Source organism: Micromonospora sp. NPDC049101, assembly GCF_040648675.1.
Taxonomy (GTDB): domain Bacteria; phylum Actinomycetota; class Actinomycetes; order Mycobacteriales; family Micromonosporaceae; genus Micromonospora.
In genome coordinates this window covers 184980-211481 of the sequence record NZ_JBEZED010000012.1, presented here as the reverse complement: position 1 = coordinate 211481, position 26502 = coordinate 184980, and the positions used below count along the sequence as shown (strand labels likewise).

The 26502-nt window shown below is 70.5% G+C and carries 19 protein-coding genes, 2 tRNA genes and 2 pseudogenes; 13 read left to right on the top strand and 10 right to left on the bottom strand.

From position 1 onward, the window contains the following. Position 1: 1 nt before the first annotated feature. The 8 genes from AB0B57_RS19005 to AB0B57_RS18970 all read left to right on the top strand — a co-directional run bounded on the left by AB0B57_RS19005 (position 2) and on the right by AB0B57_RS18970 (position 11650). Positions 2 to 859, top strand: coding sequence for a TatD family hydrolase (locus tag AB0B57_RS19005; RefSeq protein WP_357070958.1), 858 nt, complete (start codon positions 2 to 4; stop codon positions 857 to 859). Next, positions 859 to 2058, top strand: a complete 1200-nt coding sequence (gene eboE / locus AB0B57_RS19000) for a metabolite traffic protein EboE (RefSeq protein ID WP_357070955.1) — start codon at positions 859 to 861, stop codon at positions 2056 to 2058. Before AB0B57_RS19005 ends, eboE begins: the two co-directional genes overlap by 1 nt. Further along, the gene (locus AB0B57_RS18995) at positions 2055 to 3461 is read left to right on the top strand and encodes a nucleotide pyrophosphatase/phosphodiesterase family protein (RefSeq protein WP_357070952.1); all 1407 of its coding nucleotides are present in this window, start codon (positions 2055 to 2057) and stop codon (positions 3459 to 3461) included. The genes eboE and AB0B57_RS18995 overlap by 4 nt, the downstream gene beginning before the upstream one ends. Then, a complete protein-coding gene (locus AB0B57_RS18990) occupies positions 3458 to 4525 on the top strand; it encodes a polyprenyl synthetase family protein (RefSeq protein ID WP_357070949.1) in 1068 nt (355 codons plus the stop codon). Before AB0B57_RS18995 ends, AB0B57_RS18990 begins: the two co-directional genes overlap by 4 nt. A 219-nt stretch (positions 4526 to 4744) precedes the next feature. Further along, positions 4745 to 7597 (top strand): PQQ-dependent sugar dehydrogenase, encoded by a 2853-nt coding sequence (locus AB0B57_RS18985; protein WP_357070946.1) that lies wholly within the window; start codon positions 4745 to 4747, stop codon positions 7595 to 7597. A gap of 75 nt (positions 7598 to 7672) precedes the next feature. Beyond that, positions 7673 to 9781 (top strand): ThuA domain-containing protein, encoded by a 2109-nt coding sequence (locus AB0B57_RS18980; protein ID WP_357070943.1) that lies wholly within the window; start codon positions 7673 to 7675, stop codon positions 9779 to 9781. A gap of 146 nt (positions 9782 to 9927) precedes the next feature. Then, positions 9928 to 10431 carry an ATP-binding protein gene (locus tag AB0B57_RS18975; RefSeq protein WP_357070940.1) on the top strand — a complete coding sequence of 168 codons (504 nt, stop codon included), beginning with the start codon at positions 9928 to 9930 and terminating at the stop codon, positions 10429 to 10431. Between the two features lie 211 nt (positions 10432 to 10642). Further along, a complete protein-coding gene (locus AB0B57_RS18970) occupies positions 10643 to 11650 on the top strand; it encodes a sugar phosphate isomerase/epimerase family protein (protein WP_357070937.1) in 1008 nt (335 codons plus the stop codon). 64 nt (positions 11651 to 11714) lie between these two features. On the opposite strand, the gene AB0B57_RS18965 is transcribed toward AB0B57_RS18970, so the two are convergent. Beyond that, positions 11715 to 12122 carry a hypothetical protein gene (locus AB0B57_RS18965; RefSeq protein WP_357070934.1) on the bottom strand — a complete coding sequence of 136 codons (408 nt, stop codon included), beginning with the start codon at positions 12120 to 12122 and terminating at the stop codon, positions 11715 to 11717. A 294-nt stretch (positions 12123 to 12416) separates the two neighbouring features. On the opposite strand from AB0B57_RS18965, the gene AB0B57_RS18960 reads away from it, so the two are divergent. The 4 genes from AB0B57_RS18960 to AB0B57_RS18945 all read left to right on the top strand — a co-directional run bounded on the left by AB0B57_RS18960 (position 12417) and on the right by AB0B57_RS18945 (position 16275). After that, positions 12417 to 12489: transfer RNA gene (locus AB0B57_RS18960), tRNA-Asn, on the top strand. 244 nt (positions 12490 to 12733) lie between these two features. Next, on the top strand, positions 12734 to 14851 hold the full coding sequence (locus tag AB0B57_RS18955; RefSeq protein WP_357070931.1) for an MMPL family transporter: 2118 nt from the start codon (positions 12734 to 12736) through the stop codon (positions 14849 to 14851). Then, a complete protein-coding gene (locus AB0B57_RS18950) occupies positions 14841 to 16079 on the top strand; it encodes an FAD-dependent oxidoreductase (protein WP_357070928.1) in 1239 nt (412 codons plus the stop codon). Before AB0B57_RS18955 ends, AB0B57_RS18950 begins: the two co-directional genes overlap by 11 nt. A gap of 122 nt (positions 16080 to 16201) precedes the next feature. Then, positions 16202 to 16275, top strand: a tRNA-Ile gene (locus tag AB0B57_RS18945). A gap of 643 nt (positions 16276 to 16918) precedes the next feature. Here the strand turns inward: AB0B57_RS18945 and AB0B57_RS18940 are convergent. After that, complete coding sequence (locus tag AB0B57_RS18940) at positions 16919 to 17848, bottom strand: LysR substrate-binding domain-containing protein (RefSeq protein ID WP_357070925.1); 930 nt, start codon at positions 17846 to 17848, stop codon at positions 16919 to 16921. Between the two features lie 72 nt (positions 17849 to 17920). Between AB0B57_RS18940 and AB0B57_RS18935 the strand changes: the two genes are divergently transcribed. Beyond that, positions 17921 to 18844: an EamA family transporter gene (locus AB0B57_RS18935; protein WP_357070922.1), complete on the top strand. Its 924-nt coding sequence runs from the start codon at positions 17921 to 17923 to the stop codon at positions 18842 to 18844. Positions 18845 to 18859: 15 nt separating this feature from the next. Here the strand turns inward: AB0B57_RS18935 and AB0B57_RS18930 are convergent. From AB0B57_RS18930 to AB0B57_RS18895, 8 genes and pseudogenes are all read right to left on the bottom strand, one after another. Further along, a pseudogene (locus AB0B57_RS18930) lies at positions 18860 to 19725 on the bottom strand (IS5 family transposase). 61 nt (positions 19726 to 19786) lie between these two features. After that, complete coding sequence (locus AB0B57_RS18925) at positions 19787 to 20188, bottom strand: DUF6461 domain-containing protein (RefSeq protein WP_357070919.1); 402 nt, start codon at positions 20186 to 20188, stop codon at positions 19787 to 19789. A 504-nt stretch (positions 20189 to 20692) separates the two neighbouring features. Then, on the bottom strand, positions 20693 to 21841 hold the full coding sequence (locus AB0B57_RS18920; protein WP_357070916.1) for a cellulose binding domain-containing protein: 1149 nt from the start codon (positions 21839 to 21841) through the stop codon (positions 20693 to 20695). Between the two features lie 285 nt (positions 21842 to 22126). Continuing rightward, complete coding sequence (locus AB0B57_RS18915; protein WP_357070913.1) at positions 22127 to 23335, bottom strand: RNA polymerase sigma factor; 1209 nt, start codon at positions 23333 to 23335, stop codon at positions 22127 to 22129. Continuing rightward, positions 23329 to 23676: a YciI family protein gene (locus AB0B57_RS18910; RefSeq protein ID WP_357070910.1), complete on the bottom strand. Its 348-nt coding sequence runs from the start codon at positions 23674 to 23676 to the stop codon at positions 23329 to 23331. The genes AB0B57_RS18915 and AB0B57_RS18910 overlap by 7 nt, the downstream gene beginning before the upstream one ends. Before the next feature lie 226 nt (positions 23677 to 23902). Then, a pseudogene (locus tag AB0B57_RS18905) lies at positions 23903 to 24178 on the bottom strand (macro domain-containing protein); the annotation flags it as partial. Positions 24179 to 24433: 255 nt separating this feature from the next. After that, the gene (locus AB0B57_RS18900) at positions 24434 to 25078 is read right to left on the bottom strand and encodes a response regulator transcription factor (protein ID WP_357070907.1); all 645 of its coding nucleotides are present in this window, start codon (positions 25076 to 25078) and stop codon (positions 24434 to 24436) included. Between the two features lie 47 nt (positions 25079 to 25125). Then, positions 25126 to 26466, bottom strand: coding sequence for a histidine kinase (locus AB0B57_RS18895; RefSeq protein WP_357070904.1), 1341 nt, complete (start codon positions 26464 to 26466; stop codon positions 25126 to 25128). Between the last annotated feature and the right edge of the window lie 36 nt (positions 26467 to 26502).

The window sequence follows — 26502 nt, the reverse complement described above, 5'->3', positions numbered from 1 at the left end:
CATGCGTATCTTCGACCCGCACATCCATATGACCTCGCGCACCACCGACGACTACGAACGGATGGCCGCCGCCGGCGTACGCGCCGTGGTGGAGCCGTCGTTCTGGCTGGGTCAGCCGCGCACCAGCGCCGCCTCGTTCACCGACTACTTCGACTCGCTGATCGGCTGGGAGCCGTTTCGGGCCGGGCAGTTCGGGGTGCGGCACTTCGCCACCGTGGCCCTGAACCCCAAGGAGGCCAACGACCCGCGCTGCCGCCCGGTGCTCGACCTGCTGCCCCGTTACCTGGACAAGGACGCGGTGGTGGCGGTCGGCGAGATCGGGTACGACTCGATGACGCCGGAGGAGGACGAGGCGTTCGCCGCGCAGCTCGCCCTCGCCGTGGCGTACGACCTGCCGGCGCTCGTGCACACCCCGCACCGGGACAAGGCGCGCGGCTGCGAACGCACCCTCGCCGTGGTCGCCGAATCCGGCATCGACGCGGGTCGCGTGGTGGTCGACCACCTCAACGAGGTGACCGTCAAGCTGGTCCGGGACAGCGGCTGCTGGTTGGGCTTCTCCATCTACCCGGACACCAAGATGACCCCGTCGCGGATGGTGGAGTTGCTGCGGGAGTACGGCACCGAACGGATGCTGGTCAACTCGGCGGCCGACTGGGGGCGCTCCGACCCGCTGCTGACCCGGGCCACCGGCGAGGCGATGCTGCTGGCCGGCTTCAGTGACGACGACGTCGACAGGGTGCTGTGGCGCAACCCGGTGGAGTTCTACGGGCAGTCCGGGCGGCTCGACCTCAGCGACCTGGACGTCACCGCCAAGGTGGACCCGCAGACCGGCAACTCGATCCTGCGCGGCGGCAGCTGATGCGGCTGCGACACGCCGGCGGCGACACCGTCCACCTCAGTTACTGCACGAACGTGCACCCCGCCGAGGACCTCGCCGGCATCCTCGGTCAACTGGACACCTACGCCGTGCCGGTCCGCGAGACGCTCGGCGGTGACCTGCTCGGGCTCGGCCTGTGGCTGGCCGCCCCGGTCGCCGCCGAGCTGGCCGCCGACCCGGCGCTGCGTCGCCGGCTGCGCACCGAGCTGGACGCGCGCGGGCTGGAGGTGGTCACCCTCAACGGTTTCCCGTACTCGGCCTTCCAGGCCCCGGTGGTCAAGCAGGACGTGTACCACCCGGACTGGACCACCGAGCAGCGTCTGACGTACACCCTGGATCTGGCCCGGGTGCTCGCCGACCTGCTGCCCGACGACGCCGCCCGGGGCTCGATCTCCACCCTGCCGCTGGCCTGGCGCAAGCCGTGGGACACCGCTCGGGCCGACGCGGCCCGAGGCCGGTTGGACCAGTTGGCCGCCGGTCTGGCCGAGGTCCAGCGGGACACCGGCCGCGAGGTGCGGGTCGCCTTCGAGCCGGAGCCCGGCTGCGTGGTGGAGAGCACCGGTCAGGCGGCCGAGCTGCTGTCCGGAATGGACACCGAACGGTTGGGCGTCTGCGTCGACCTGGCCCACCTGGCGTGCGCCTGGGAGGAGCCGGCCGACGCGCTGGAGCGTCTGCGCGCGGCCGGGCTGCCGGTGGTGAAGGTGCAGGTCTCCGCCGCCGTCGAGGCGGCCGACCCGGCCGGCGGTGCCGACGCGCTGCGCCGCTGGGTGGAACCGCGCTTCCTGCACCAGACCCGGGGCGCCGGGTGCGCCGGTCTGGCCGACCCGGCCGACCCGGCGTACGCGGCCGACGACCTGGACGAGGCACTGGACCGGGAGCTGCCCGGCCCATGGCGGGTGCACTACCACGTGCCGCTGCACGCCCCACCCGAGGAGCCGCTCGGCTCGACCCTGCCGGTGCTCCGCGCGGCCCTGAGAGCGCTCTTCGACGCGCCGACCGCGGGCTGCGACCACCTCGACGTCGAGACGTACACCTGGGGGGTGCTGCCGGCCGCACGACGGCCCGGCACCGACGCGGAGCTGGCCGCCGGCATCGCCGCGGAGCTGGCCTTCGCCCGAGACGAACTGGTCGGCCTCGGCCTGACCACAGACCGAACCGTGAGCATGGGGGTGACGCGATGAGCCGACGACTTGTGGTCCTCGACGTGGTGGGGTTGACGCCCCGACTACTGGCGCACATGCCCCGGCTGCGGGGTGTCGCCGACGGCGGCTTCCGGGCCGAGTTGGGCACCGTGCTGCCCGCGGTGACCTGCTCGGTGCAGTCCACCTTCCTCACCGGCGAGCCGCCCAGCGGGCACGGGATCGTCGGCAACGGGTGGTATTTCCGGGAGCTGGGCGAGGTGTTGCTGTGGCGGCAGCACAACGCGCTGGTCGGCGGGGACAAGCTCTGGCAGGCCGCCCGTCGGGCCGAGCCGGGCTACACCGTTGCCAACGTCTGCTGGTGGTACGCCATGGGCGCGGACGTCAACTGGACGGTGACGCCCCGCCCGGTCTACTACGCCGACGGGCGCAAGGAACCGGACTGCTACACCGACCCACCGGAGCTGCACGACGCGCTCACCGGGCGGCTGGGCACGTTCCCGCTGTTCACCTACTGGGGGCCGACGGCCGGGTTGCCGTCGTCGCGGTGGATCTGCCAGGCGGCCGAGCAGATCCTGGCCGACGTGTCACCCGACCTCACCCTGGTCTACGTCCCCCACCTCGACTACGACCTGCAACGCTTCGGCCCGTCGTCGGCCCAGGCCGCCGCCGCGGCAGCCGAGCTGGACACGGTGCTCGGGCCGCTGCTGGACGCCGCCCGCGCCCGGGACGCCACAGTGGTGGTGCTGTCCGAGTACGGCATCACCGACGTGTCCCGGCCGGTGGACGTCAACCGGCTGCTGCGCGCCGAGGGGCTGCTGCGGGTGCACACCCAGGCCGGCATGGAATACCTCGACCCGTGGACGTCGAAGGCGTTCGCGGTCGCCGACCACCAGATCGCGCACGTCTACGTCAAGGACCCGGCCGACGTGCCGGCGGTGGCGAAGCTCTGTGCCAGCCTGCCCGGGGTGGCCGAGGTGCTCGACGCCGAGGGCAAGGCCGTACACGGTCTGGACCATCCGCGCGCCGGTGAGCTGGTGTTGGTGGCCGAGCCGGACGCCTGGTTCACGTACTACTACTGGCTCGACGACGACCGGGCACCGGACTTCGCCCGGCTGGTGGAGATCCACCGCAAGCCGGGGTACGACCCGGCTGAGCTGTTCTTCGACCCGGCCAATCCCGGTGCCGCGAAGGCCCGCGCCGGGGTGGCCCTGGCCCGCAAGAAGCTCGGCATGCGGTACCTGATGAGTGCCGTCGGCCTGGACGCCGGCGCGCGGGCGGTGAAGGGCTCGCACGGGCGGCTGCCCAGCGACCCGGCGGACGCCCCGGTGCTGCTCTGCTCCGACCCGACGGCCGCCCGGGACAAGATCGCGGCCACCGAGGTCAAGGCGCTGTTGCTGGAGCTGGCCGGGCTGCGTGACGGCGGGCCGGGGGAGGGGTCGTGACCCTGACCGTCGCGCCCGCCGACGCCAGCGGGCTGCGGGCGCGCTTCGACGCCGAGTTGGCCGGGTTCCTCGAACGGCAGGGCCCGGACTGGCCCGACGGCGCGCCCCGCGGCGTGTTCACCGCGTTGCAACGGTTCGTGCTGGCCGGCGGCAAGCGGCTCCGCCCGCTGTTCTGCTACTGGGGCTGGCGCGGCGCGGGGGCGCCCGACGGCACCCCGATCGTGGTGGCCGCGGCGGCGCTGGAGCTGTTCCACGCGTTCGCGCTGATCCACGACGACATCCTGGATGGCAGCGACCGCCGTCGGGGTGAGCCGTCGGTGCACCGGCTCTTCGCCGACCTGCACGCCCGCTCGGCGTGGCGCGGCGACCCGGAGGCGTACGGGCGCAACACCGCCCTGCTCTGCGGGGATCTCTGCGCCGCCTGGTCGGACCAGATGTTCCACGAGTGTGGGCTGAGCACCGAACAGGTGCACCGGGGGTACGGCGTCTTCGCGCTGATGCGCACCGAGGTGATCGCGGGAGAATACCTGGACCTGGTCTCGGGTGTGGGTGACGGCTCGGTGGCCAGCGCGCTCACCGTGATCCGGATGAAGGCCGCCCGCTACACGGTGACCCGGCCGCTGCAGATCGGGGCGGCTCTGGCCGGCGCGGAGCCGGACCTGATCGCCGCGCTCGGCGAGTTCGGTGACCCGTTGGGTGACGCCTTCCAACTCCGCGACGACGTGCTGGGCGTCTTCGGCGACCCTGCGATCACCGGCAAGTCGGTCCTGGACGACCTGCGTGAGGGCAAGCCCACGGTGATGATGGCGCTGGCGCGCAGTGCCGCCGACCGGTCGCAGACCGTCCGGCTGCGGGAGTTGTTCGGCAATCCGGCGCTGGACGCCGAAGGCGCGGCGGAGCTGCGCGGGATCATCGAGACGACAGGTGCCCTGGAGCGGATCGAGCAGATGATCCGCGTCCGGACCGAGACCGCGCTCGGTGCTCTCCAGAACGCGATGGTGGCTGACGAGGCGCGTGCGGCGCTTGTTGCCCTGGCCGGACAGGCGATCGACCGCCGGGCGTGATCGCCAACTTTCGATCAGATCGACGAAAGTTGGCGCTGTACCGCCGGAAGGTATGGACACATCGACACCCGCAACTTAGTGTCGTGACCAACACGACAATGTTTCGTCGAGGTGAACCGGCGGCGCGGTAACCCATCGACCCCCACCATCACCGCTACGGCATCCGGCGCGACGGCGCGCGCCCGCCTGGCAGTCACTCGTCAGGAAGGGGCAGCACACATGTCCATGAAGGACGCACCACACCAACGCTCTCGACGATGGTCCTCCGCTGGTTCGGCGCTGCTGCTGGCGGTCACCGCCGGCACTGTCGCGCTGGCCGCCGGTTCGGCTCCCGCACAGGCGCACACGATCGTCGCCACCGACTTCCAGCAGGTCGAACTCGCCCGCGGCGTGACCGACATGGGCGAACCGATGTCGCTGGCCGTGCTGCCGGACCGCTCCGTCCTGCACACCGCCCGCAACGGCACCCTGCGCCGCACCGACGCGAGCGGCACCACCTCCGTGATCGGCACCCTGTCGGTCTACAACCACGACGAGGAGGGCTTGCAGGGCGTCGGGGTCGACCCCAACTTCGCCAGCAACCGGCAGATCTTCCTCTACTACGCGCCGCCGCTGTCCACCCCCGGCGGTGACGCGCCGGCCACCGGCACCGACTTCTCCGCCTGGCAGGGTGTGAACCGCCTCTCCCGGTTCACCCTCAACGCCGACTTCACGATCAACCAGTCGAGCAAGGTCGACGTGCTCGACGTGCCGGCCGACCGGGGCCTGTGCTGCCACGTCGGCGGGGACATCGACTTCGACGCCGCCGGCAACCTGTACCTGTCCACCGGTGACGACACCAACCCGTTCGAGTCCGCCGGCTACTCGCCGCTGGACGAGCGGACCAACCGCAACCCGGCGTACGACGCGCAACGCAGCGCCGGCAACACCAACGACCTGCGCGGCAAGATCCTGCGGATCAAGGTGAACGCCAACGGCTCGTACTCCATCCCGTCGGGCAACCTGTTCGCGCCCGGCACGGCCAGGACCCGGCCGGAGATCTACGCGATGGGGTTCCGCAACCCGTTCCGGATCAGCGTGGACAAGGCCACCGGGGTCGTCTACGTCGGTGACTACGGGCCGGACGCCGGCACCACCAGCTCCACCCGCGGGCCGTCCGGTCAGGTGGAGTTCAACCGGGTCGCCGCACCGGGCAACTTCGGCTGGCCGTACTGCACCGGCACCAACACCTCCACCGAGACGTACAACGAGTGGGACTTCGCCGCCAACACCGGCGGTGCGAAGTACAACTGCGCCAGCGGGCCCACCAACAACTCGTTCCGCAACACCGGCCTGACCACCCTGCCGCCGGCCCAGCCGGCCTGGATCCGGTACGCCGGCGACGCCGGCACCCCGACCGAGTTCGGCGGCGGCTCCGAGTCGCCGATGGGTGGCCCGGTCTACCGCTACAACGCCTCGTCGACCTCCACCACCAAGTTCCCGCAGTCCTTCGACGGGCAGTTCTTCGCCACCGAGTTCGGCCGGGGCTGGATCAAGCCGATCCACGTCAACTCCGACGGCTCCCGGGGCACCATCGACACGTTCCCCTGGGTCGGCAAGCAGGTGATGGACTCCGCGTTCGGCCCGGACGGCGCGTACTACGTGCTCGACTACGGCACCGGCTACTTCAACGGCGACGCCAACTCGGCGCTCTACCGCTTCGACTACGTCGGCAGCGGCAACCGGGCACCGACGGCCGTGGCCGGCGCCAACCGGACCTCCGGTGCGGCACCGCTCGCGGTGACCTTCTCCTCAGCGGGCTCGTCCGACCCCGAGGGCGGCGCGCTGACGTACTCGTGGGCCTTCGGCGACGGGACCACCTCGACCGCCGCCAACCCGACGAAGACGTACACCACCAACGGCACCTACACCGCCACGCTGACGGTGCGGGACCCGCAGGGCGCCACCGGCAGCAGCAGCGTGCGGATCAGCGTCGGCAACACCGCGCCCACGGTCACCATCAACAACCCCGGCAACGGCCAGCTGTTCAGCTTCGGCGACACGGTGCCGTACAGCATCACGGTCACCGACCCGGAGGACGGCACGATCGACTGCACGAAGGTCAAGATGACCTACGTGCTCGGCCACGACCAGCACGGGCACCAGATCACCTCGAAGACCGGGTGCTCCGGCTCGATCACCATCCCGGTCGACGGTGAGCACGACGACGCGGCGAACATCTTCGCGATCTTCGACGCCGAGTACACCGACGCCGGCGGGCTGACCACCCACACCCAGCACACGCTGCCGCCGCGGCACCGGCAGGCCGAGTTCTACGGCACCTCGTCCGGGATCAACGTGTTCAGCAAGGCCACGGCCGAGGGCGGCAAGACCGTCGGCGACATCAACAACGGTGACTGGATCGCGTTCCAGCCGTACCGGCTGGGCAACGTGACCTCGTTCACCGCCCGGGTCTCCTCGGCGGGTGCCGGTGGCACCCTCCAGGTCCGGGCCGGCTCGGCCACCGGCACGGTGCTCGGCTCGGCCACGGTCCCGGTGACCGGCGGCTGGGAAACGTTCGCCACCGTGACCGGGACGATCACCAACCCCCCGACGGGTACGACCACGCTGTACCTGACCTTCGCCGGGTCGGGCACCGGTGCGCTCTACGACCTGGACGCGTTCACGTTCGTCACCGGCGCCGCCACCAGCGGGAGCGGCCCGATCAAGGGTCTGGGTGGCAAGTGCCTGGACGTCCGCAACGCCGCCACCGCCGACGGCACGCAGATCCAGATCTACACCTGCAACGGCAGTGCGGCCCAGACCTGGGCGGTCACGCCGAACTCCACGATCAAGTCGTTGGGTAAGTGCCTGGACGTCGCCGGCGCCGGTACCGCCGACGGCACCAAGATCCAGCTCTACACCTGCAACGGCACCGGCGCGCAGAACTGGGCCGCGCAGGCCGACGGCACGCTACGCAACGCGGCGTCGAGCAAGTGCCTCGACGTTTCCGGCAACACCTCCGCCGACAACACGGCGGTCCACCTCTGGACCTGCCTCGGCGCGGCCAACCAAAAGTGGATCCTGCCCTGAGCTGAGTGGTGGGGCCCCCTGTCACCCCCTACGGTTGGGCAGGGGGCCCTTCCTAACCACAGTTAGGAGAGCGATATGCGCAGACGCCTGCGACCCGTCCTCGGTGCGGCCCTGGCGGCACTCGCCGTCATCGCCTGCACCACCCCGGCAAGCCCGGCCAGCGCCGCCGACGCCCCGTACGACGTGCTGGTCTTCTCCAAGACCGCCGGTTTCCGGCACGACGCGATCCCGGTCGGCATCCAGACCATCCGCGACCTGGGCGCGGCGAACAACTTCACCGTCACCGCCACCGAGGACGCGACCGCGTTCACCACCGCCAACCTCGCCCAGTACGAGGCGGTCGTCTTCCTCAACACCACAGGCGACGTGCTCGACGCCAGCCAGCAGACCGCCTTCGAGTCGTACATCGCCTCCGGTCGCGGTTACGTCGGCGTACACGCGGCCTCCGACACCGAGTACGACTGGCCGTTCTACGGCAACCTGGTGGGCGCGTGGTTCGCCTCGCACCCGGCGATCCAGCAGGCCAACGTCAAGGTGGAGGACCGGGCGCACGCCGCGACCGGTCACCTGCCGCAGACCTGGACCCGCACCGACGAGTGGTACAACTACCGGACCAACGCCCGCTCCACCGCCCACGTGCTCGCCACGCTCGACGAGTCGTCGTACTCCGGCGGCGGCATGGGCGCCGACCACCCGTTGAGCTGGTGCAAGAGCTACAACGGCGGCCGGTCCTTCTACACCGGGGCCGGGCACACCCAGGCGTCGTACGCCGAGCCGGCGTTCCGGACCCACCTGCTCGGTGGCATCCGGTACGCCTCCGGTCGGAGCAAGGCCGACTGCCGTCCGGAGACCGGGTACACCCCGCTCTACAACGGCTCGACGACCGGCTGGTCACAGGCCGGCCCGGGCAACTTCACCAACTCCGACGCCACCCTGACCTCGGTGGGCGGCATGGGGTTGTTCTGGTACAACGCCAAGCAGTTCACCAACTACTCGCTCAAGCTGGACTGGAAGCTGGCCGGGGACGACAACTCCGGCATCTTCATCGGCTTCCCGCCGTCGAGTGACCCGCAGTCGGCGATCAACAACGGCTACGAGGTCCAGATCGACGCCACCGACGCGGTCGACCGCACCACCGGCGCGGTCTACACGTACAAGGCCGCCGACACCGCGGCCCGGGACGCGGCGCTGAACGCGCCGGGGGAGTGGAACGCCTACGAGCTGCTGGTCGAGGGCGAGCGGCTCCAGGTCTTCCTCAACGGAGTGAAGATCAACGACTTCACCAACACCGACCCGGTCCGTTCGCTCGCCGGCCACATCGGCATCCAGAACCACGGCAACGGTGACGACGTCGCGTTCCGCAACATCCGGATCAAGGAACTGGGCACCACCCCGACGCCCACCGGCACGATCCAGGCCGAGTCGTTCACCTCGGCCAACGGCGTCTCCGCGTTCGCCAAGGAGGGCGCCAACGGTGGGCAGACCCTCGGCTACATCGAGCCGGGCGACTGGGCCGCGTACAACGGGGTCAACCTGACCGGGGTCACCTCGTTCACGGCCCGGGTCGTCTCCGGTGGCGCGGGCGGCAGCATCCAGGTGCGCACCGGCTCCGCCACCGGCCCGGTGCTCGGCACCGTCGCGGTGCCCAACACCGGCAGCTGGTCGACGTACGCCAACGTCACCACCACGCTCGCCAACGTCCCGTCCGGCACCCAGAACCTCTACCTCACCTTCACCGGCAGCGGCACGGGGCTCTTCGACCTGGACGACTTCACCCTGGTCAAGGGCGGCAGTGGCACCCCCGGCGTCGGCCCGATCAAGGGCCTGGCGGGCAAGTGCCTGGACGTGCGCGGCGGCGGCAGCGCCGACGGCACCCAGATCCAGCTCTACACCTGCAACGGCGGCACGGCGCAGACCTGGACCGTGTCCGGCTCGACCATCAGGGCGCTCGGCAAGTGCCTGGACGTCAACGGTGCTGCCACCGCCAACGGCACCAAGATCCAGCTCTGGACCTGCAACGGCAGCGGCGCGCAGAACTGGGCGGCCCAGTCCTCCGACAGCAGCCTGCGCAACCCGTCGTCGGGCAAGTGCCTCGACGTCTCCGGCAACAACTCGGCGGACGGCACCGCCGTACACCTCTGGACCTGCCTCGGCGCGGCCAACCAGAAGTGGACCCTGCCCTAACCAGCTAGAACGGGTGGGGCCGACGCCGCAAAGCGCCGGTCCCACCCGCGCCGCGCCGGTCCGCCGGGGCGGGAGGGGGTGGGTAGGGCGGGGGGTTTGGTGACGCGGGAGGCCGGCGCGCAGCGGACTGCCGTACCTTGACCTGCATGGGGCGGTTCGCGCAGTGGCGCGGGATGGTGCTGGAGCAGGGGCATCGGCTGCGCGGTGCGCTTCGGCGCCCGGAGGAGCTGGACGACCCGTTCGATCCGACGGGCAGTCTGACCCGCCTCGACGCGCTCGTGGAGGGCTTCGCCGCCGGCCAGCCGGTGCGGTGGACCCTGGCCGGGCAGCCCCGGCCGTTGCCGGGGCCGGTCGACGCGGTGGCGTACCGGATCATCGAGGAATCGTTGACCAACGCCTGCCGGCACGCCCGGGGCGCGCCGGTCGCGGTCCGCCTGCGCTACGACGCCACGGGCATCACCATCGAGGTCCGCGACGAGGGTGCCGGCCCCCTGCCGTCCGGCGGCGGCAGCTCCGACGCCGGGCGGGGTCTGCTCGGGGTACGCAGGCGCACCGAACGCCTCGGAGGCACGCTGTCCGCCGGCCCGCGTGCCGGTGGTGGCTTCACCGTGCGGGCCGCCCTGCCGGCGCCCGAGGAGGTGGCCGAATGATGATCGAGCCGCAGGGCTTTCGCAATGGGGTGCCACGGAAATAGGGTGGGGGCGGCGACCGTGTTGGTGGCCGGTGACCCGGTGGGAGGCGCAACCCGCCGGGCTCAGGTGTGTTCCGCACCCGCCGGTGACCGTCCGGCGCCGCGTACGCCCGGTCACCCTCGCCCCGGTCCGCACCTGGAATCCCCCATGACAACAGGGGAGTAGAACAATGGCGCGACCCATCACGCTCTTCACCGGCCAGTGGGCCGATCTGCCTTTCGAGGAGGTCTGCCGGCTCGCCTCCGAGTGGGGCTACGACGGCCTGGAGATCGCCTGCTGGGGCGACCACTTCGAGGTCGACAAGGCGCTCGCCGACGACTCGTACGTCGAGCGCAAGCGGGAGACTCTCGCGAAGCACAACCTCGAGGTCTTCACGATCTCCAACCACCTGGTCGGTCAGGCGGTCTGCGACCACCCGATCGACGAGCGGCACCAGGACATCCTGCCCGGCCGCATCTGGGGCGACGGGGAGCCCGAGGGGGTTCGCCAGCGGGCCGCCGAGGAGATCAAGGACACCGCGCGGGCGGCGGCGAAGCTCGGCGTGAAGACCGTCGTCGGCTTCACCGGGTCGTCGATCTGGCACACCCTGGCGATGTTCCCGCCGGTGCCGCCGTCGATGATCGAGCGCGGCTACCAGGACTTCGCCGACCGGTGGAACCCGATCCTCGACGTGTTCGACGAGGTGGGGGTGCGGTTCGCGCACGAGGTGCACCCCAGCGAGATCGCGTACGACTACTGGACGACGAAGCGGACGCTGGAGGCGATCGGCAACCGGCCCGCGTTCGGGTTGAACTGGGACCCGTCGCACTTCGTCTGGCAGGAGCTGGACCCGGTGAACTTCATCTTCGACTTCGCCGACCGGATCTACCACGTGGACTGCAAGGACGCCAAGGTCCGTACCGGGGATGGCCGGCGTGGCCGGCTCGCCTCGCACCTGCCCTGGGCCGACCTGCGCCGCGGGTGGGACTTCGTCTCCACCGGGCACGGCGACGTGCCCTGGGAGGACTGCTTCCGCGCGCTGAACGCGATCGGCTACACCGGCCCGATCTCGGTCGAGTGGGAAGACGCCGGGATGGACCGGCTGCTCGGCGCCCCGGAGGCGTTGCAGTTCGTCCGCCGGCTCGCCTTCGACGCCCCGAGCGCGGCCTTCGACGCGGCGTTCAGCAGCAAGGACTGACCGGACTCCGGACAGACCACGGGCCGGTCGCCCTGCGGCGACCGGCCCGTCGACGTGCGATTGGTCAGAGCGTGCTGGCGTTCGTGCCCGAGCCGGACGGCTTGGTGCGGGGGGTGTTGGTGGCCGACGGCGACCCGGAGGTCGTGCCGACCGTGCTGGTGCCCGCCTTGGCGCCCACGGTGGCGGGCGTGCCGGCGAACGCGTCGTCGGCGGCGGTCAGCTCCTGCTTGCCGGTGCTGCCGTTGCCGGTGCCCAGCTTCTCGGCCAGTTTGGTCTGGCCGAGCTTGTCCTTGCCCTCGCTGTAGAGCTTGTTGGCCTGGGCCTGTGCGACCCCGGCCGCCTCCTGGACGGTCGGGTGGTCGAGCACCTTGCGGCCCTTGACCACGAGCTCCTCGTACTTTTCCCGGCCGGCACGGGCGCCCAGGACGAATCCCGCAGCCAGCCCGCCAAGAAACATGATCTTTCCGCGCATGGCGGCTCCTTCCGTACCTGACGCGCCGTCGCCTCGGCGAGTTGCCCCGTCGGAAGGCGACCTGTTCGCGCCTGCGTCCTCTGTCCGCAGCTAACTACCCATCCTGCTCCCCGCTCACGCATACTTGTGCCGGGATGACGATTTACCCTAATTGTCGATGCGTTGCGGGCGCTGGCCTGGGCACCTCGATCAGCGGCGTGCGGGGCGGAACCCACTGGACCACCACCGGGGGATGTCCTGTATTCTTTTCCCGTCGCACGGCACCAGCATGGTCCGGGGCCGAGCGGTGCACGATCCCCTGTAGCTCAATTGGCAGAGCAGCCGGCTGTTAACCGGCAGGTTATTGGTTCGAGTCCAATCGGGGGAGCTTCTCCACCCAACGCCCGTCGGCCCCCGGCCGACGGGCGTTCTCGTACCCCCTCCCGCCCCCGCCCCGGTCGATCATGGAGTTGTGGTGCCGGGTTGAGTGGTGATTGAGCCTTTCGTCCACCACCACAACTCCTTGATCGACGCCGTTGGGATTCCGGTTTCGGTCCTTCCGACCTGCTGGGCCGGCAGGATGGTCGGCGTTGACGCAAACTCCACCGCGTCGATCCATGGGGGGAGTGCGGATGTCGGGACGGGGCGGCCGGGCCACGCTGATCGCGGTGGCGGTCGTGCTGGCCTGGCTGGTGATCGGCGGCGTGGCCGGCCCGTACGCCGGGCGCCTCAGCGAGGTCGCCACCAACGACAACGCGGCGTTCCTGCCCACCAACGCCGAGGCGACCCGCGCCCAGGACCTCACCGACGACTTCGTCGACCGGCAGACCATCCCGGCGCTTGTCGTCTACGAGCGGCCGGCCGGGATCACCGACGCGGACCGGCAGCGGGTCAGCGCCGACGCCGCCCGGTTCGCCCAGGTGCCCGGCGTGCTCACCCCGCTGCCGCCGCCCATCCCGAGCGAGGACGGCCAGGCCCTCCAGGTCGTCGTGCCGGTGGACGACGCCGAGGGGGAGGAGATCGAAGCGGTAGTCGAACGGCTCCGCGACATCACCGGCGGTGACCGGGACGGGCTCACCGTGGACGTCTCCGGACCCGCCGGCCTGCTCGCCGACCTGATCAAGGTGTTCTCCGCCATCGACGGGCCACTGCTGCTTGTCACCCTGGTGGTGGTGCTCGTCATCCTGCTGGTGGTCTACCGCAGCCCGGTGCTCTGGATCTTCCCGCTGCTCGCCTCCGGCATGTCGTACGCCCTGGCCTCGGTCTTCGTTTACCTGCTCGCCGACGCGGACGTGGTCAAGCTCAACGGGCAGGCGCAGGGCATCCTCACCGTGCTCGTCTTCGGGGCGGGCACCGACTACGCGCTGCTGCTGATCGCCCGCTACCGGGAGGAGCTGCACCGCCACGACCGACCGTGGGACGCCATGCGGACGGCCTGGAGGGGCGCCGCGCCCGCCATCATCGCCTCCGGCGGCACTGTCATCGTCAGCCTGCTCTGCCTGCTGCTGTCCAGCCTCAACTCCAACCGGGCGCTCGGCCCGGTCGCCGCCATCGGCATCGCCGCCACCCTGCTGGTGATGCTGACCTTCCTGCCCGCCCTGCTGGTGCTGGGCGGCCGGTGGGCGTTCTGGCCGCGACGGCCCCGAGCCGACCAGGCCGACCCGCGCGCCGAGCACGGCATCTGGAGCCGCGTCGCCGGGTTCGTGGCCCGGCACGCCCGACCAATCTGGCTGAGCACCGCCGTCGTGCTGGCCGCCCTCACGCTGGGCCTCACCCAGCTCGGTGCCACCACGCTCGGGCAGTCCGACCTGTTCACCCAGCGCACCGACTCGGTGGACGGCCAGGAGGTGATCGCCCGACACTTCCCCGCCGGCACGGGCAGCCCGGCCACCATCTTCACCACCCAACAGACGGCCCAACAGGTCGCCCAGGTGGCGCAGGGCGTGCCCGGCGTCGCCGCCGTCCGCCCTTTCACCGCCGGCCCGCAGACCGGCCCACCCGAGGAGAACGCCCCACCCAAGGTCGTCGACGGGCGGGTGCAACTGGAGGCGACCCTGGCCGACCCGCCCGACAGCGACGGCGCCGAGCGGACCATCCGGGAGCTGCGTGTCGCCGTACACCGGGTGGCTGGCGCGGACGCGGTGGTCGGCGGCTTCACCGCGATCAACGTGGACACCTCCGACGCCGCGAAGCGCGACCAGAACGTCATCATCCCGGTGGTGCTGGTGGTCATCGCGGTCATCCTGGCCCTGCTGCTGCGCGCGCTGCTCGCCCCGCTGCTGCTGATCGGCACCGTGCTGCTCAGCTTCGCGGCGACCCTCGGCCTCTGCGCGCTGCTGTTCCGGCACGTGTTCGACTTTCCCGGGGTGGACTCGTCGTTCCCGCTGTTCGCGTTCGTCTTCCTGGTCGCCCTCGGCATCGACTACAACATCTTCCTGACCAGCCGGGTGCGGGAGGAGTCGGTCAAGCGCGGAACCCGCGCCGGTGTGCTCGCCGGCCTCGCCGTCACCGGCGGAGTGATCACCTCTGCCGGCATCGTGCTCGCCGCGACCTTCTCCGCCCTCGCCGTGCTGCCACTGGTGTTGCTCGTCGAGCTGGGTACGGCAGTCGCGATCGGGGTACTGATCGACACGATCATCGTCCGGTCGTTGCTGGTGCCCGCGCTCGCGTACGACATCGGGCCGAAGATCTGGTGGCCGGGCCGGTTGTCCCGGGCGAACGGTGAGCGGGAGGCGCGCGATGCTGGCTGAGACGGACGTGGTCATCGTCGGCGGCGGCCTGGCCGGCCTCGCCGCCGCCCGCCGGCTGCACCGCGCCGGCGTGCCCTGGCGGCTGCTGGAGGCCAGCGGCCGGCTCGGCGGCCGGGTCGCCACCGACGTCGTCGACGGCTACCTCATCGACCGGGGCTTCCAGGTGCTCAACACCGCCTACCCGCAGCTCGGCACGTTGCTCGACACCGACCGGCTGCACCTCGGGTACTTCACCTCCGGCGTGCTGGTGCGCCGAGGCGACGACCTGCTGCGGCTGGTCAACCCGCTGCGCGAACCGACCGGCGCCCCCGGCACCGCGCTCGCCGGAGTCGGCTCCCTGCTCGACCGGCTCCGCTTCGCCGCGCTCGCGACCGGCTGCGCCACCCTGCCGGTGTCCCGGCTGCTCGCCGCGCCGGAGACCAGCGCCGAGACGGCACTGCGCCGGGCGGGCCTCTCCGACGCCATCATCGAGGAGCTGCTGCGGCCATTTTTGTCCGGTGTGTTCATCGACCGGGAGTTGGCCACGTCCAGCCACGTACTCGCGATGGTGTTGCGCTCCTTCGCCCGCGGCCGGATCGGCCTGCCCGCCGAGGGCATGGCGGCGCTGCCCCGGGCCATCGCCGACCCGCTGCCCGCCGACCTGCTCGACCTGGACACCCCGGTCGCGGCTGTCGCGCCCGGCCGGGTCCGCACCCAGGCCGGCGACATCCACTGCCGGGCCGTCGTGGTCGCCGTCGACCCACCCGCGGCGCCCGCGCTGCTGCCGGCCCTGGCGACGGTACGCATGCACAGCTACACCACCTACTACCACAGCGCTCCCGAGCCGCCGCTCACCGAGCCGATCCTGCTCGTCGACGGCGACCGGCGCGAGATCGTGGCGAACACGGTGGTGCTCAGCAACGCCACGGCGACCTACGCCCCCGCCGGCCGGCACCTGGTGGCCACCTCGGTGGTCGGCCCGACCGCCCCACCCGAGCCGACCATCCGGGCCGAGTTGACCCGGCTGTACGGCCGATCCACCGCCGACTGGACCCACCTCACCACCGTGGCCGTGCCCCAGGCGCTGCCCGCCGCACCGCCACCGCAGGGACGGCTACGCAAGCCCGTGTCGTTGGGAGAGGGCCTGTTCGTGGCCGGTGACCACCGGGACAGCCCATCGATCCAGGGCGCCCTCGCCAGCGGATGGCGAGCCGCCGGCGCGGTGCTGGACGAGCTGCGCGCCGGCTGACAGTCGTACCCGAGCACGCTGTTATATTCCTGTAGCCCATCGTGCTGGTGCAGGCGTGGGCACCGGCCGGCACGGTGCTGGCTGCTGATCGCCGAGCGGGATAAGATCCGGCGCGGTGTTTCGGGGCGGTAGCTCAGCCGGTTAGAGCAGGGGACTCATAATCCCTCGGTCGCGGGTTCGAGTCCCGCCCGCCCCACCCATAGCTCCTGAGCTGGGCCAGACGTGAGAGCGGATGTGGCGGTACACGAACCCCCTTTGCGAACGCGCCGTGACCTGGTGGATCGTGGGCGTCTGGTGGGTGCGGCCGTCGTCGTGCGTGACGGCCGAGCGCCCCGAGGGCCGCGGTGATCGGCCGGATCAGGTACGCCCTCGGTGGGCCCTGCTCGTGTGAGCGGTGCCGGAGGTGGCGCTGCCTGGCGGTCCGCCGACGCTGGTGGACGGCTGCGTTGATGGGCTGCCGATCACCTGGCTGAGCTGACAGCGCGCCTTGTCTGCGGCAGATCCGTGCACGTGATCATGAGCTGGGGCCGACTCGACGGCTCAACCGCCGGTGACCAAATGGCGGGAGATGAAGTCACGCCAGAGACCGCCCGTGCCTGATGGCTGCCCGTATTGTCGAGGACCTGTACAAGTCGATGACCAGGATGTTTCCTCGCTGACGATCAGCCTAGGCACTGCGGTCGGCGACATTGACGATGTGAAGAGCTCGCTTCCCGTGTTGCTTGAACTTCCTGGTCATCGCCACCGACCTCGGGCTTGACGTGCGCGCGGACTGACGGCAACGTCCGTTGCCCCGATCATGGCCGAATGCTCGTCGACCGGGGGTCAAAGCACGTACATCAGGCGATGATCGGCGCAAGCTGTCCACGGGGGACGCCGGTCGGGCCGCTCAGCTCCGCCAGGAGGGCGTCCACCGCGGGCCGTTGCGGCGTGCCACCGAGGGCGCGGGTGACTGCGAAGATGCGCCGCTCGGTGACCGGCTCGACCAGTGGCTCCACGTGCACCCCGGCTGGCACGTGGCGCAGTGCCAACTCCGGCACCAGCGCGGCGCCCAGCCCGGCCGCGACGAGGTCCAGCGTGAGCGCGAAGTCGACGGCACGGTGCCTGATGTCCGGCTCGAAGCCGGCGAGCCGGCAAGCGTGCAATGTGGACCGTAGACACGGCGTGTGCTCGGCGCTGGCGATCCATGGCACGTCGCTCAGCTCGCTCAGCCGGCCGGTGCGACGGCGCCACGCGACCGGGGTGATCAGGTGCATCGGGTCGGTGGTGACCGGATGCCGGTCCAGGTCATTGACCAGCGGCGCGGGCACGTGGTCGTACTCCTGCAGCACCACTACATCGAGGGTGCCGGAGCGTAGGTCGAGGCGGCTCTGCTGGTCTTCGGCCTCGATCACCCGCACGTCTAGTTTTGGGTGCTTCGCCCGCAGGCGTGCGGCGGAGGGGGCCACCAGCGCGCCGGCTGCGGACGCGAACGCGCCGACCCGCACCGTACCGCTGACGCCGTGGCGGAGCGCGGCGAGCCCGGCCACCGCCTGCTCCACCGCGCCCAGCACGTCCTTCGCGTGGCTGGCCAGCACCTGGCCGGCAGGGGTGAGGACGATCCCGCGCCCGGCCCGCTCGACCAGTTCGTGCCCGGCCTCTCGGGACAGCTGAACGAGCTGCTGGGAGACCGCCGACGGAGTGACGTGCAGCGCCGCGGCGGCGGCGGTGACGCTGCCGCGCAGCGCAACCTCGTGCAGCACGCGGAGCCGGCGTACGTCAAGATTCATGTAGCCACGCTACATCAGCGATGAAGAACGTTGAACTGGTCCTTAAGCGTTGCCTCGGGCAGCGTAGCCGGTATGAAAGCATCACACCGACTTCTCGCCCTGCTCGTCGCCGCTATCTGGGGCGTCAACTTCGTCGCCATCGAGCTGGGCCTGCGCGACCTGCCGCCGCTCGTGCTGACCGCGCTGCGCTTCGTCGCGGCGGCGGTGCCGCTGGTCTTCCTGGTGCCGCGCCCCAGCGCCCGGCTCCGCTACGTGATCGCCTACGGGCTGGTGCTCGGCGTCCTGAAGTTCGGCGCACTGTTCACGGCGCTCGCAGCCGGCATGTCCGCCGGTCTGGCCTCGCTGGTGCTGCAGGCGCAGGCGCTCATGTCGGTGCTGCTGGCTGCGGCAGTGCTCGGCGAGCGGCCGGCGCGGGCGCAGGTGGCCGGCGTACTGGTCGGATCGGTCGGGATCGGGGTGCTGGCAATCGGCAGCGGCGGCCACGCTACGGTGATCGGCTTCGCGCTGACGCTGTTCGCGGCGGCCAGCTGGGCCACGGCAAACCTAGTCATGCGGGCCAGCGGCGAGACGCGACCGCTCTCGCTGCTGGTCTGGTCGAGCCTGGTACCGCCGTTACCGCTGCTCGGCCTGGCCGGCGTGGTCGACGGCGGACAGGCGGTGCTCGATGCGATCACCGGCCTGTCGGGGCGCGGACTGCTAGCCGTGGCGTACATCGCGTACGTGTCGACCCTCGTCGGCTTCGGCATCTGGAACCGGCTGATCGCCCAGTACTCGATCGCGAGAGTGGCGCCGTTCAGCCTCCTGGTGCCTGTCTTCGGGCTCAGCGCGGCGTGGCTGCTGCTGGATGAGCCCGTCGGCGTGACGGAGCTGGCCGCGGCCGCCATCGTCATCGCCGGGCTGGCGCTGGTAGTGCGGCGCTCCACAGCGGACGCCAACAACGCCACGGATGCGAGCGAGGGTCGCGAGCCCGAGTACGCCCCGGCCGCGACTGCCTAGGGTCTGTCCTGTCGATCATGGAAGCCAGATGACGGCAGCGATCAGGATGAGGCTCGCGCGGTAAGGGGATGCGCGTTTGGCGTAGCGGGTGGCCAGGTCACGCCACTGTTTGAGCCGGTTGAAGCAGCGTTCTACGACGTTGCGCTTCTTGTAGATCGCCTTGTCGAAGGCTGGTGGTCGTCCGCCGGTGCTGCCTTTGGCTGCCCGGCGGGCGGACCTGGTCGCTGCGTTCGGGGATGACGTGCCGGATTCCTCGCTGCCGCAGGGCTCGACGCGTCGAGTCAAGCGCGTAGCCCTTGTCGGCGATGAGCACCTCGGGGCGCTTGCGGGGTCGTCCGGGTCCGGGCTCGTTGACGCGGATCGCGTCGAGCAACGTCAGGAGCTGGGGATTGTCGCCGGCCTGACCGGGGGTGAGCAGGAGCGACAATGGTCGGCCGCGTCCGTCGACCGCGAGGTGGATCTTCGTGCTCAGCCCTCCACGGGATCGGCCGATGGCCTCGCCATCTCGCGCACCAGGCGTCGCCGGACTTGTTGCGGAGCCCCTTTTTTGCGGGCGCCGGCATGCTGGTGCGTCCGCACGATCGACGAGTCGATACTGATCGTCCACTGCACCGGTGTGCCGTCGTCATGGACCTGCACCGCGGCCAGGATCCGATCCCACGTGCCGTCAGCGCTCCACCGCCGCAGGCGCTCATGGCAGGTCTTCCACGGCCCGAAGCGTTCCGGCAGGTCACGCCACGGCGCGCCCGTACACAGCTTCCACAGAATCCCATTGATGACCTGCCGATGATCCCGCCACCGCCCCTCGAACCGCCCGACTCGGGAAGCAGCGGCGCGATCACCACCCACGCCTCATCGGTCAACTCACCACGACGTACCACCGGCACATCGTCAACGATCAACCCCCACTCACAGGTCGGCAGGACACGTCCTAGTCCGCGGCTACGACACCTCAGCACGCTGGTCGCAATCAAGACGGATACCGGTACGGCGCTCGACCGCAGCGAGCATTCCTGCCACCCACAGACTGGGAGTACGCATGGCGCCGTAGCGATCAGCAAGCTCGGCGTCGAGCGCGTCGGGTCTGACGCCTCCGCGTGTCCAGCCAGCTTCCATCGCGGTGATGAGCTCGCCCTGCGTGGCAAAGCTGAACCGTGTCACCGCGTTGACGTTCCACCAGGCACTGCGAACCTCCGCGTCGACGCTGAACGCTCGCAGCACCTCCGGGCGGGCTCCCTGGAAGCCGTTGTCTTCGAAAATGGTGACAGCAGGGCCTACCTGATCGAGATGCAGGACCCATCCGTCGTTCGGGCCGATCTCGTAGGCTTCGGACAGGTCAAGCACTTCGAGATCGTCGGGGTCGCCACCAAGGCGGGACGCGACGTCCTCGAGGCCGACTGTTCTCGGGGGACGCCCGCTCCCGGATCCGGCCGGGGTTGGTACGGGTCTCCGACCGGTCATGCCGCAGTCGAGCATCGCGGCCCGATCGAGGTCGGCGCCTGCGGAGTCCAGGTCGGTGAGCCTCGCGTAGCGCCGATCCGGGTGTGGAAGTCCGACGTGCCGGCTGTCGTGGATCCGTCCCAGGAGGGTCAGTGCGGCTTGGACATCCACGGCCCACACGGCCAAGCTCGGTACGTCCACGGCGTCGGCGGCGGGCTGATGTGGCAGCGGTGGCGGCCACGGCGAGTACGCCAGGACGTAGGAGTCATGCGCCCGTTGTGGCCGGCGCGTCAATCGCAGGCCCGGCATTCGCCTCCCCTGAGTGCGCCGATACCTGACGATCATCGCCGGTGCCGGCGCGCGCGTGGCGGCGAGGTGCATGGTGATCGACTTGTCGTTGTGGCCCGGTCAGCGGGACGGCGGCGGGTAGAGGGTGTTTATGCGTACCGTCCACGGCTGGTATGGGCCGGGGCACGGGGTGGGGTCGTGGTTGCACGCCGTGTCGGTCTGCGTGTAAAGGTCGAACGAGGCGCCCCCGACCGCCCGGAACAGCACCCTGAGCGGCTGCCCGGTGGGGTAACCACCGGTGGTCCACACGAGGGTCAACGCAGGGTTCACGGACGTGAACGGCCGGTAGTTCGCGGGTAGCGACACGCCGAGTGTCTGCCCGACGACCAGATTGACCGTGGTCCGGTTCGCGGCCTGGGTTAGGTTGACGTCTCCGGCCGGCGACGCGGGGACGACGTTGACGTGAACCGTCCACTGCAGGACCGGTCTCGCACACGGTGGCGTCGTGTGGAAGCACGGGTCGTCGCTCACCGTGGACAGGTCGAGCGAACCGGTACCGACCGCCCGGAACAGCGCGGTCAGCGGCTGACCGGTGGGGTATCCGCCGCTGCTCGACACGAGGGTCAACGCCGGGCTGGTGGACGTCAACGGTAGGTAGCTCGACGGCAGGGACACGCCGAGCGTCTGCCCGAGAACCAGGGTCACTGCGGTGCGGGTGTCGGCCTCGGTGACCCTGACGTCCTCAGGCCCCGGCGGCGAGCTGGAGACTGGCGGCGAGGAGGGCGGTGACACGGCATTGTTACTGCAGCTCAACGCCGGTGCCGAGCTCGAGCCGGCCAGCTGCATCCCGAACGTCGTGGAGGCACCCGGAGCCAGCCTGCCGTTCCATGCGAGGTTGACCGCGGTCACCGTCTGGCCCGACGTGCTGACCGTGGCGTTCCACGCGTTGACGACCCGTTGGCCGTCCGCCAGCGTCCACGTCACCGACCAGGTCGTCGCGGGCGTCGTCGCGGTGTTGGTGACCGTGACGACGACGACCGCGCCGCTCGTCGGACCATTGCCCCAATGCGAGTCGGTACGCGCCGTCGCCCGGCATCCAACTGCCACGGTGTCCGCCGAGGCGCTACCGGGCACCACAGAGATCATGGCGAGGGCGGTCAGCGCGCCCACTCCCGCTACCAGCCAGGATGCCGCAAGGGCCACCCGTTTTGATAACGCCATGTCGACGCCCCCCTCTGCAATTGATACCTGCCTATGCTTGCCCGTCACGGTATACGCGCGGGCGGGCGCACAGGGCGTCCACTATGACCGAATGTTCAGCAGTCGCACCAAGGCCCGATCGTTCAGGGCCCACCACGTCGAAGCGGAGGCCGAAAGCGAGCTCGGTCCGGCGCGGGATCCTGGGCACGGCCGGCCAGGAGGCACGGGGTGTTCGGTGACAAGAGTGTGCATCCGACGCCGCACCGGCACAGGTGCGGCGATGTCGCCGGTCACTCGGGAGGGCCGTAGGGCTGGCCGGCAACTGGCGCTAGGTGCCAGGACCCTGGTCAGGACTCAATCCGGTGCTGCCGGGTCGCTACCGGGACCTGTTCCGTTGGCAAGTTCCGTTAGCCGGCGTTCGAGGAAGCGCCGTTCGGCTCCGTCCTCGGTGAGTTCCCTCGCACGTCGATAGGCGTCGCGCGCCTCATCGGTGCGCCCGTGCCGTCGCAGCAGCTCGGCCCTAGTTGAGTGCAGGTAGCGGAAGTCCTCCAGACCGAGTTCGTCGACGATACGCAGACCGGCCTGTGGTCCTTCGGTCTCGGCGACGGCGATGGCGCGGTTCAGCTCGACGACCGGCGAGGCGGTCAGGCGGGTGAGCTCGCCGTACAGGGCGGCGATCTGCGCCCAGTCGCACGGCGTCTCGGCGTGCAGCGAGGCGATCGCGGCCTGGAGGACGTAGGGCCCGCGACCGCCCAAAGCGATCGCCTGGTTGAGTCCGGCACGTCCCTGGGCGATCTGCGTGGTGTTCCACCGTGACGGATCTTGATCTTCGAGCAGCACCAATTCGCCGTCGTTGAACCTCGTCTCGCGGCGAGAGTCGTGCAAGAGCATCATCGCCAGGAGCCCGCGAACCTCGGGGTCGTCGGGAAGCAGTTCGGTCAGTGCACGTCCCAGCCAGATCGCCTCGGCCGCGAGCTCGTCGCGACCGCCGTAACCCTCATTGAAGATCAGATACACGACGGCGAGTACGGCGTCGAGACGCTCGCGGAGCAGGTGATCCGGCGGGACCCGGAACGGGATCCCCGCCGCCTTGATCTTACGTTTGGCCCGCACCAAACGCTGCGCCATGGTGCGCTCCGGGACGAGCAGGGCGCGGGCGATCTCGTCGGTGGTCAAGCCCCCGAGGGTACGCAGCGTAAGCGCGACCTGCGCCTCGATGCCGAGCGCCGGGTGACAGCAGGTGAAGATGAGTTCCAGGCGTTCGTCGGGAAAAGTGGTGGTGTCCACGGGCATCTCGACCTCCTGGGCAGCGACGAGCAGGCCGAGCCTGGCGGCGAAGGCACGGTCACGGCGGATGCGGTCGGTAGCGCGGTTACGCGCCGTGCGGACCAGCCAGGCGCGCGGGTTGGTTGGCACGCCGTCGCGTGGCCAATGATCGGCGGCGATGACGAACGCCTCCTGCGCGGCGTCCTCGGCGAGGTCGAAGTCGCCGAGGACGCCGATGAGGGTGGCCAGGACGCGCCCCCACTCGTCGCGGAAGATCTCGTCGAGTGCCGTTACCAATACACTTCCGAGGGCCGGATCTCGACGGCTCCGCCATAGCGTGCCGCCGGGACGCGGGCGGCCACCTCGATGGCCGCGTCGATGTCGTCGGCCTCAAGGATGAACAGGCCACCCACGGCCTCCTTCATCCCGACGAACGGGCCATCGGTCGTCAGGATCTTGCCTCCTTCGACCCGCACGGTGGTCGCGTTCTCGGCGAGTCCCAGCGGCGGCAGGGTGGTGACACCCGGTGCCTGGTTGATCCCCTGGTAGTCGGCGTAGACCTGCTTCTGCTCCACCTCGGTAAGCGCGGACTGCCGTTCGAGCGCCGGGCCTTGGTAGATGAGCATGACGTACTTCATCGCTACCTCCTCGTCGGTACGAGATTCGCAGTAAGACGAACGGCGAGCCGCGAAATCGACACCTCGACGTCGAAACTCGATCCGGCCCCGATCAGAGCAAGGCCGTTCGGTCATCGTCCACGCTTCACACACGCGCATAGTGCACGCTCATCGGCATGGTCGCGCACCCGACACTACGATCTCCGTTACGCTCGGTAGCGCCCGACTCGTGGCAGCTGCGGAGGTGTCAGTCGCTGCCGAGCGCTGCCGCTTGCGGGCGTTCCCGGGTGTCCTCGTCGAATGCGACGAGTCGTACCCGTTGAACCGCTGTTGGTGTGGCCTTGAGCGTTGCCACGGCGATCCGGGCGGCCTGGTCGGGAGGGAAGCCACACACGCCGGTGGCGATCGCGGGGAAGGCGACGGTCCGGGCGCCGAGTCCGTCGGCGAGTTGCGGGCTGCGTCGGTAGCGGGAGGCCAGGACGTCGGCTTCGCCGTGGTCACCGCCTTCCCAGATCGGCCCGACCGGCTGGAGGCGGCGATGACTTGCTCGGGGTCGGGGTCCGGGAGGTTGGTGATGTGGACCTTGATCCCGGCCAGCGCCCGGTCCTTGGCCTCCAGCGCACGGCTGACATCCTTCGCCGCGCCGGTCCGGCGTACCTACCGGTTGCGTTTGGCCGGGGTCTTGCCGGCGACCGCGCGGGTTGCCCGGGAGTTGCGCGACGCGATCTACAAGTTCTACCTGCACGCCGGCGTCACCCTCCCCGTCCTCGACCGACTGTCAGCTCGGGGCCAACCCGTTCTGGTACGCCCACACCACGGTCTGCACCCGGTCCCGTACGCCGATCTTGGTCATCGCCCGCCCGAGGTGTGACTTGACCGTGCTGGTCTCGATGAAGAGCTCGTCGGCGATTTCGTTGTTGGACAGCCCTTTGGCGAGCAATCGTACGATCTCGGCTTCGCGCGGGGTGAGCTGGTGCGCCGCCGCGGACGCGGGCGGTGCTGCCGGTCGCCGACGGGCGAACTCCGAGATCACCCGGCGGGTCACGACCTGGTCGACGAGACCGTACCCGTTCGCCAGCCGACGGATCGCGTCGATCAGGTCCTCCGGCTCGCAGTCCTTGAGGATGAAGCCACTGGCCCCGGATTCGAGTGCGCCGAAGACGTACTCGTCGAGGTCGAACGTGGTCACCACCAGGATGGCTGGCGGCGACTCGGGCGAGCCGGCGAGGATCTCGCGGGTCGCGGTGAGCCCGTCGCCGCCGGGCATCCGGACATCCATGCAGATGACGTCGGGGCGCAGCCGGGCCGCCACCGCCACCGCTGACGATCCGCTGGACGCCTCCGCCACCACCTCGATGTCGTCCGCCTGCGCCAGGAGCACCCGGAAACCGGCCCGCACCACCGCCTGGTCGTCGACCAGCATCACTCGGATCGTCCCAGCGCCAGTCTCGGCCCCATTCCCAGCACCGGTCACGACGGGTCCCCTCCCTTTGATGTCAGCGTCGCTGTGACGGACCAGCCGCCTTCGGTCGTCGGCCCGGCCGCGAAACGTGCGCCGATCAACTGCGCCCGTTCCCGCATGCCGATCAGCCCGACTCCGCTGCTGGTGCGCGCCGCAGGTTCGGGACGCCGCGCTGGCGGATCGTTCACCACCGCCAGCGACACCTCTCGCGGCAGGTAGCGCAGCGTGATCAGCACCGGGGCGCCCGGCGCGTGCTGCCGCGCATTGGACAGCGACTCCTGCACCATCCGATAGAGAGCGACGTCGGCGATCGGCGGCACCGGACGTGGCGGCCCTTCACCCACGAACTCGACCGGTGTGCCCAGGTCCCGAGCGGTCCGGACCAGGTCGTCGAGCACGGCCAAGCCTGGCACCGGAGCGCTTCCTTCGCCATGGTGGCCAGGTGTGTCGCCGCCGCCGCTGCTGTCGGCCGGGGTGCCGCGCAGCACCCCGACCACCAGCCGCAGGTTGTTCAGGGTTTCCTTGCCCTGGGACCGGATCCAGGCCACGCCGGCCTTCGCCGCGTCCGGGTCCCGGTCGATCAGCCGGTGGACCGCCGCCGCCTGCACCACCATGCCGGACAGGTGGTGGGCGGCGACATCGTGCAGTTCCCGAGCCATCTGGGTGCGTTCCGCGCCGAGCGCGGCCTGCACCTTCGCCTGCTGGGCCCGGACCGCCTCGGCGGCCTGCAGGCGTAGCAGCTGCGTGTAGCGTCGGCGGGTCGCCACGTAGTTGCCGACGAGGACCGCAGCGAGATTGGACAGTGCGCTCGACCCGGCAGGGCCGACAGCCGACAGCAGAAGGTCCGGCGTCGTGACGGCGGCGGTGCCGAACGCCGCTGTCGCCTCGATCGCCACCGCCGCGCCGACCAGCACGAACGCCGTCCGGGCCGGCAGCAGAACCCCGATGGTGTACGCGACGATAAACGGTGCGAATGCCCGGATCGTCGCGTCTGGTGGGGACAGGGTGATCATGGCGACCTGAAGGCCGACGATGCCGGCGAGGCAGAGCAGCGGGCGGACCCGGCGCAGGCAGAGCAGCAGCGCCTGCCCGACCCCGAGGGCGACGAGCAGCCAGGCCCGCACCGGGTCTACCACGATTTCGCCCGGTGACGTCGCGCCCCGGAACAGAGCCGCCATCAATGTGAACGTCAGCCCGGCGACGACGGCCGCGAGCAGACAGTCCCGGGCGAACCGCCCGGTCACCCCGAGGTTGGCGAGCAGTACGTCCACCCGCTTCGTCAGCCGGGGCTGGTCCGCCGGACCAATTGGCTCGGCGGTGACCGGGCCGTCCTCGATGTGATCGTTCACCGTGTCAGCATCCTCTGCTCGCAGATCGAGACGGAT

Coding starts and splice junctions, on each gene's coding strand:
- AB0B57_RS19005 (WP_357070958.1), top strand. CDS start 2: ATGCGTATCTTCGACCCGCACATCCATATGACCTCGCGCACCACCGAC.
- eboE (WP_357070955.1), top strand. CDS start 859: ATGCGGCTGCGACACGCCGGCGGCGACACCGTCCACCTCAGTTACTGC.
- AB0B57_RS18995 (WP_357070952.1), top strand. CDS start 2,055: ATGAGCCGACGACTTGTGGTCCTCGACGTGGTGGGGTTGACGCCCCGA.
- AB0B57_RS18985 (WP_357070946.1), top strand. CDS start 4,745: ATGTCCATGAAGGACGCACCACACCAACGCTCTCGACGATGGTCCTCC.
- AB0B57_RS18980 (WP_357070943.1), top strand. CDS start 7,673: ATGCGCAGACGCCTGCGACCCGTCCTCGGTGCGGCCCTGGCGGCACTC.
- AB0B57_RS18975 (WP_357070940.1), top strand. CDS start 9,928: ATGGGGCGGTTCGCGCAGTGGCGCGGGATGGTGCTGGAGCAGGGGCAT.
- AB0B57_RS18970 (WP_357070937.1), top strand. CDS start 10,643: ATGGCGCGACCCATCACGCTCTTCACCGGCCAGTGGGCCGATCTGCCT.
- AB0B57_RS18965 (WP_357070934.1), bottom strand. CDS start 12,122: ATGCGCGGAAAGATCATGTTTCTTGGCGGGCTGGCTGCGGGATTCGTC.
- AB0B57_RS18955 (WP_357070931.1), top strand. CDS start 12,734: ATGTCGGGACGGGGCGGCCGGGCCACGCTGATCGCGGTGGCGGTCGTG.
- AB0B57_RS18950 (WP_357070928.1), top strand. CDS start 14,841: ATGCTGGCTGAGACGGACGTGGTCATCGTCGGCGGCGGCCTGGCCGGC.
- AB0B57_RS18940 (WP_357070925.1), bottom strand. CDS start 17,848: ATGAATCTTGACGTACGCCGGCTCCGCGTGCTGCACGAGGTTGCGCTG.
- AB0B57_RS18935 (WP_357070922.1), top strand. CDS start 17,921: ATGAAAGCATCACACCGACTTCTCGCCCTGCTCGTCGCCGCTATCTGG.
- AB0B57_RS18910 (WP_357070910.1), bottom strand. CDS start 23,676: ATGAAGTACGTCATGCTCATCTACCAAGGCCCGGCGCTCGAACGGCAG.
- AB0B57_RS18900 (WP_357070907.1), bottom strand. CDS start 25,078: ATGCTGGTCGACGACCAGGCGGTGGTGCGGGCCGGTTTCCGGGTGCTC.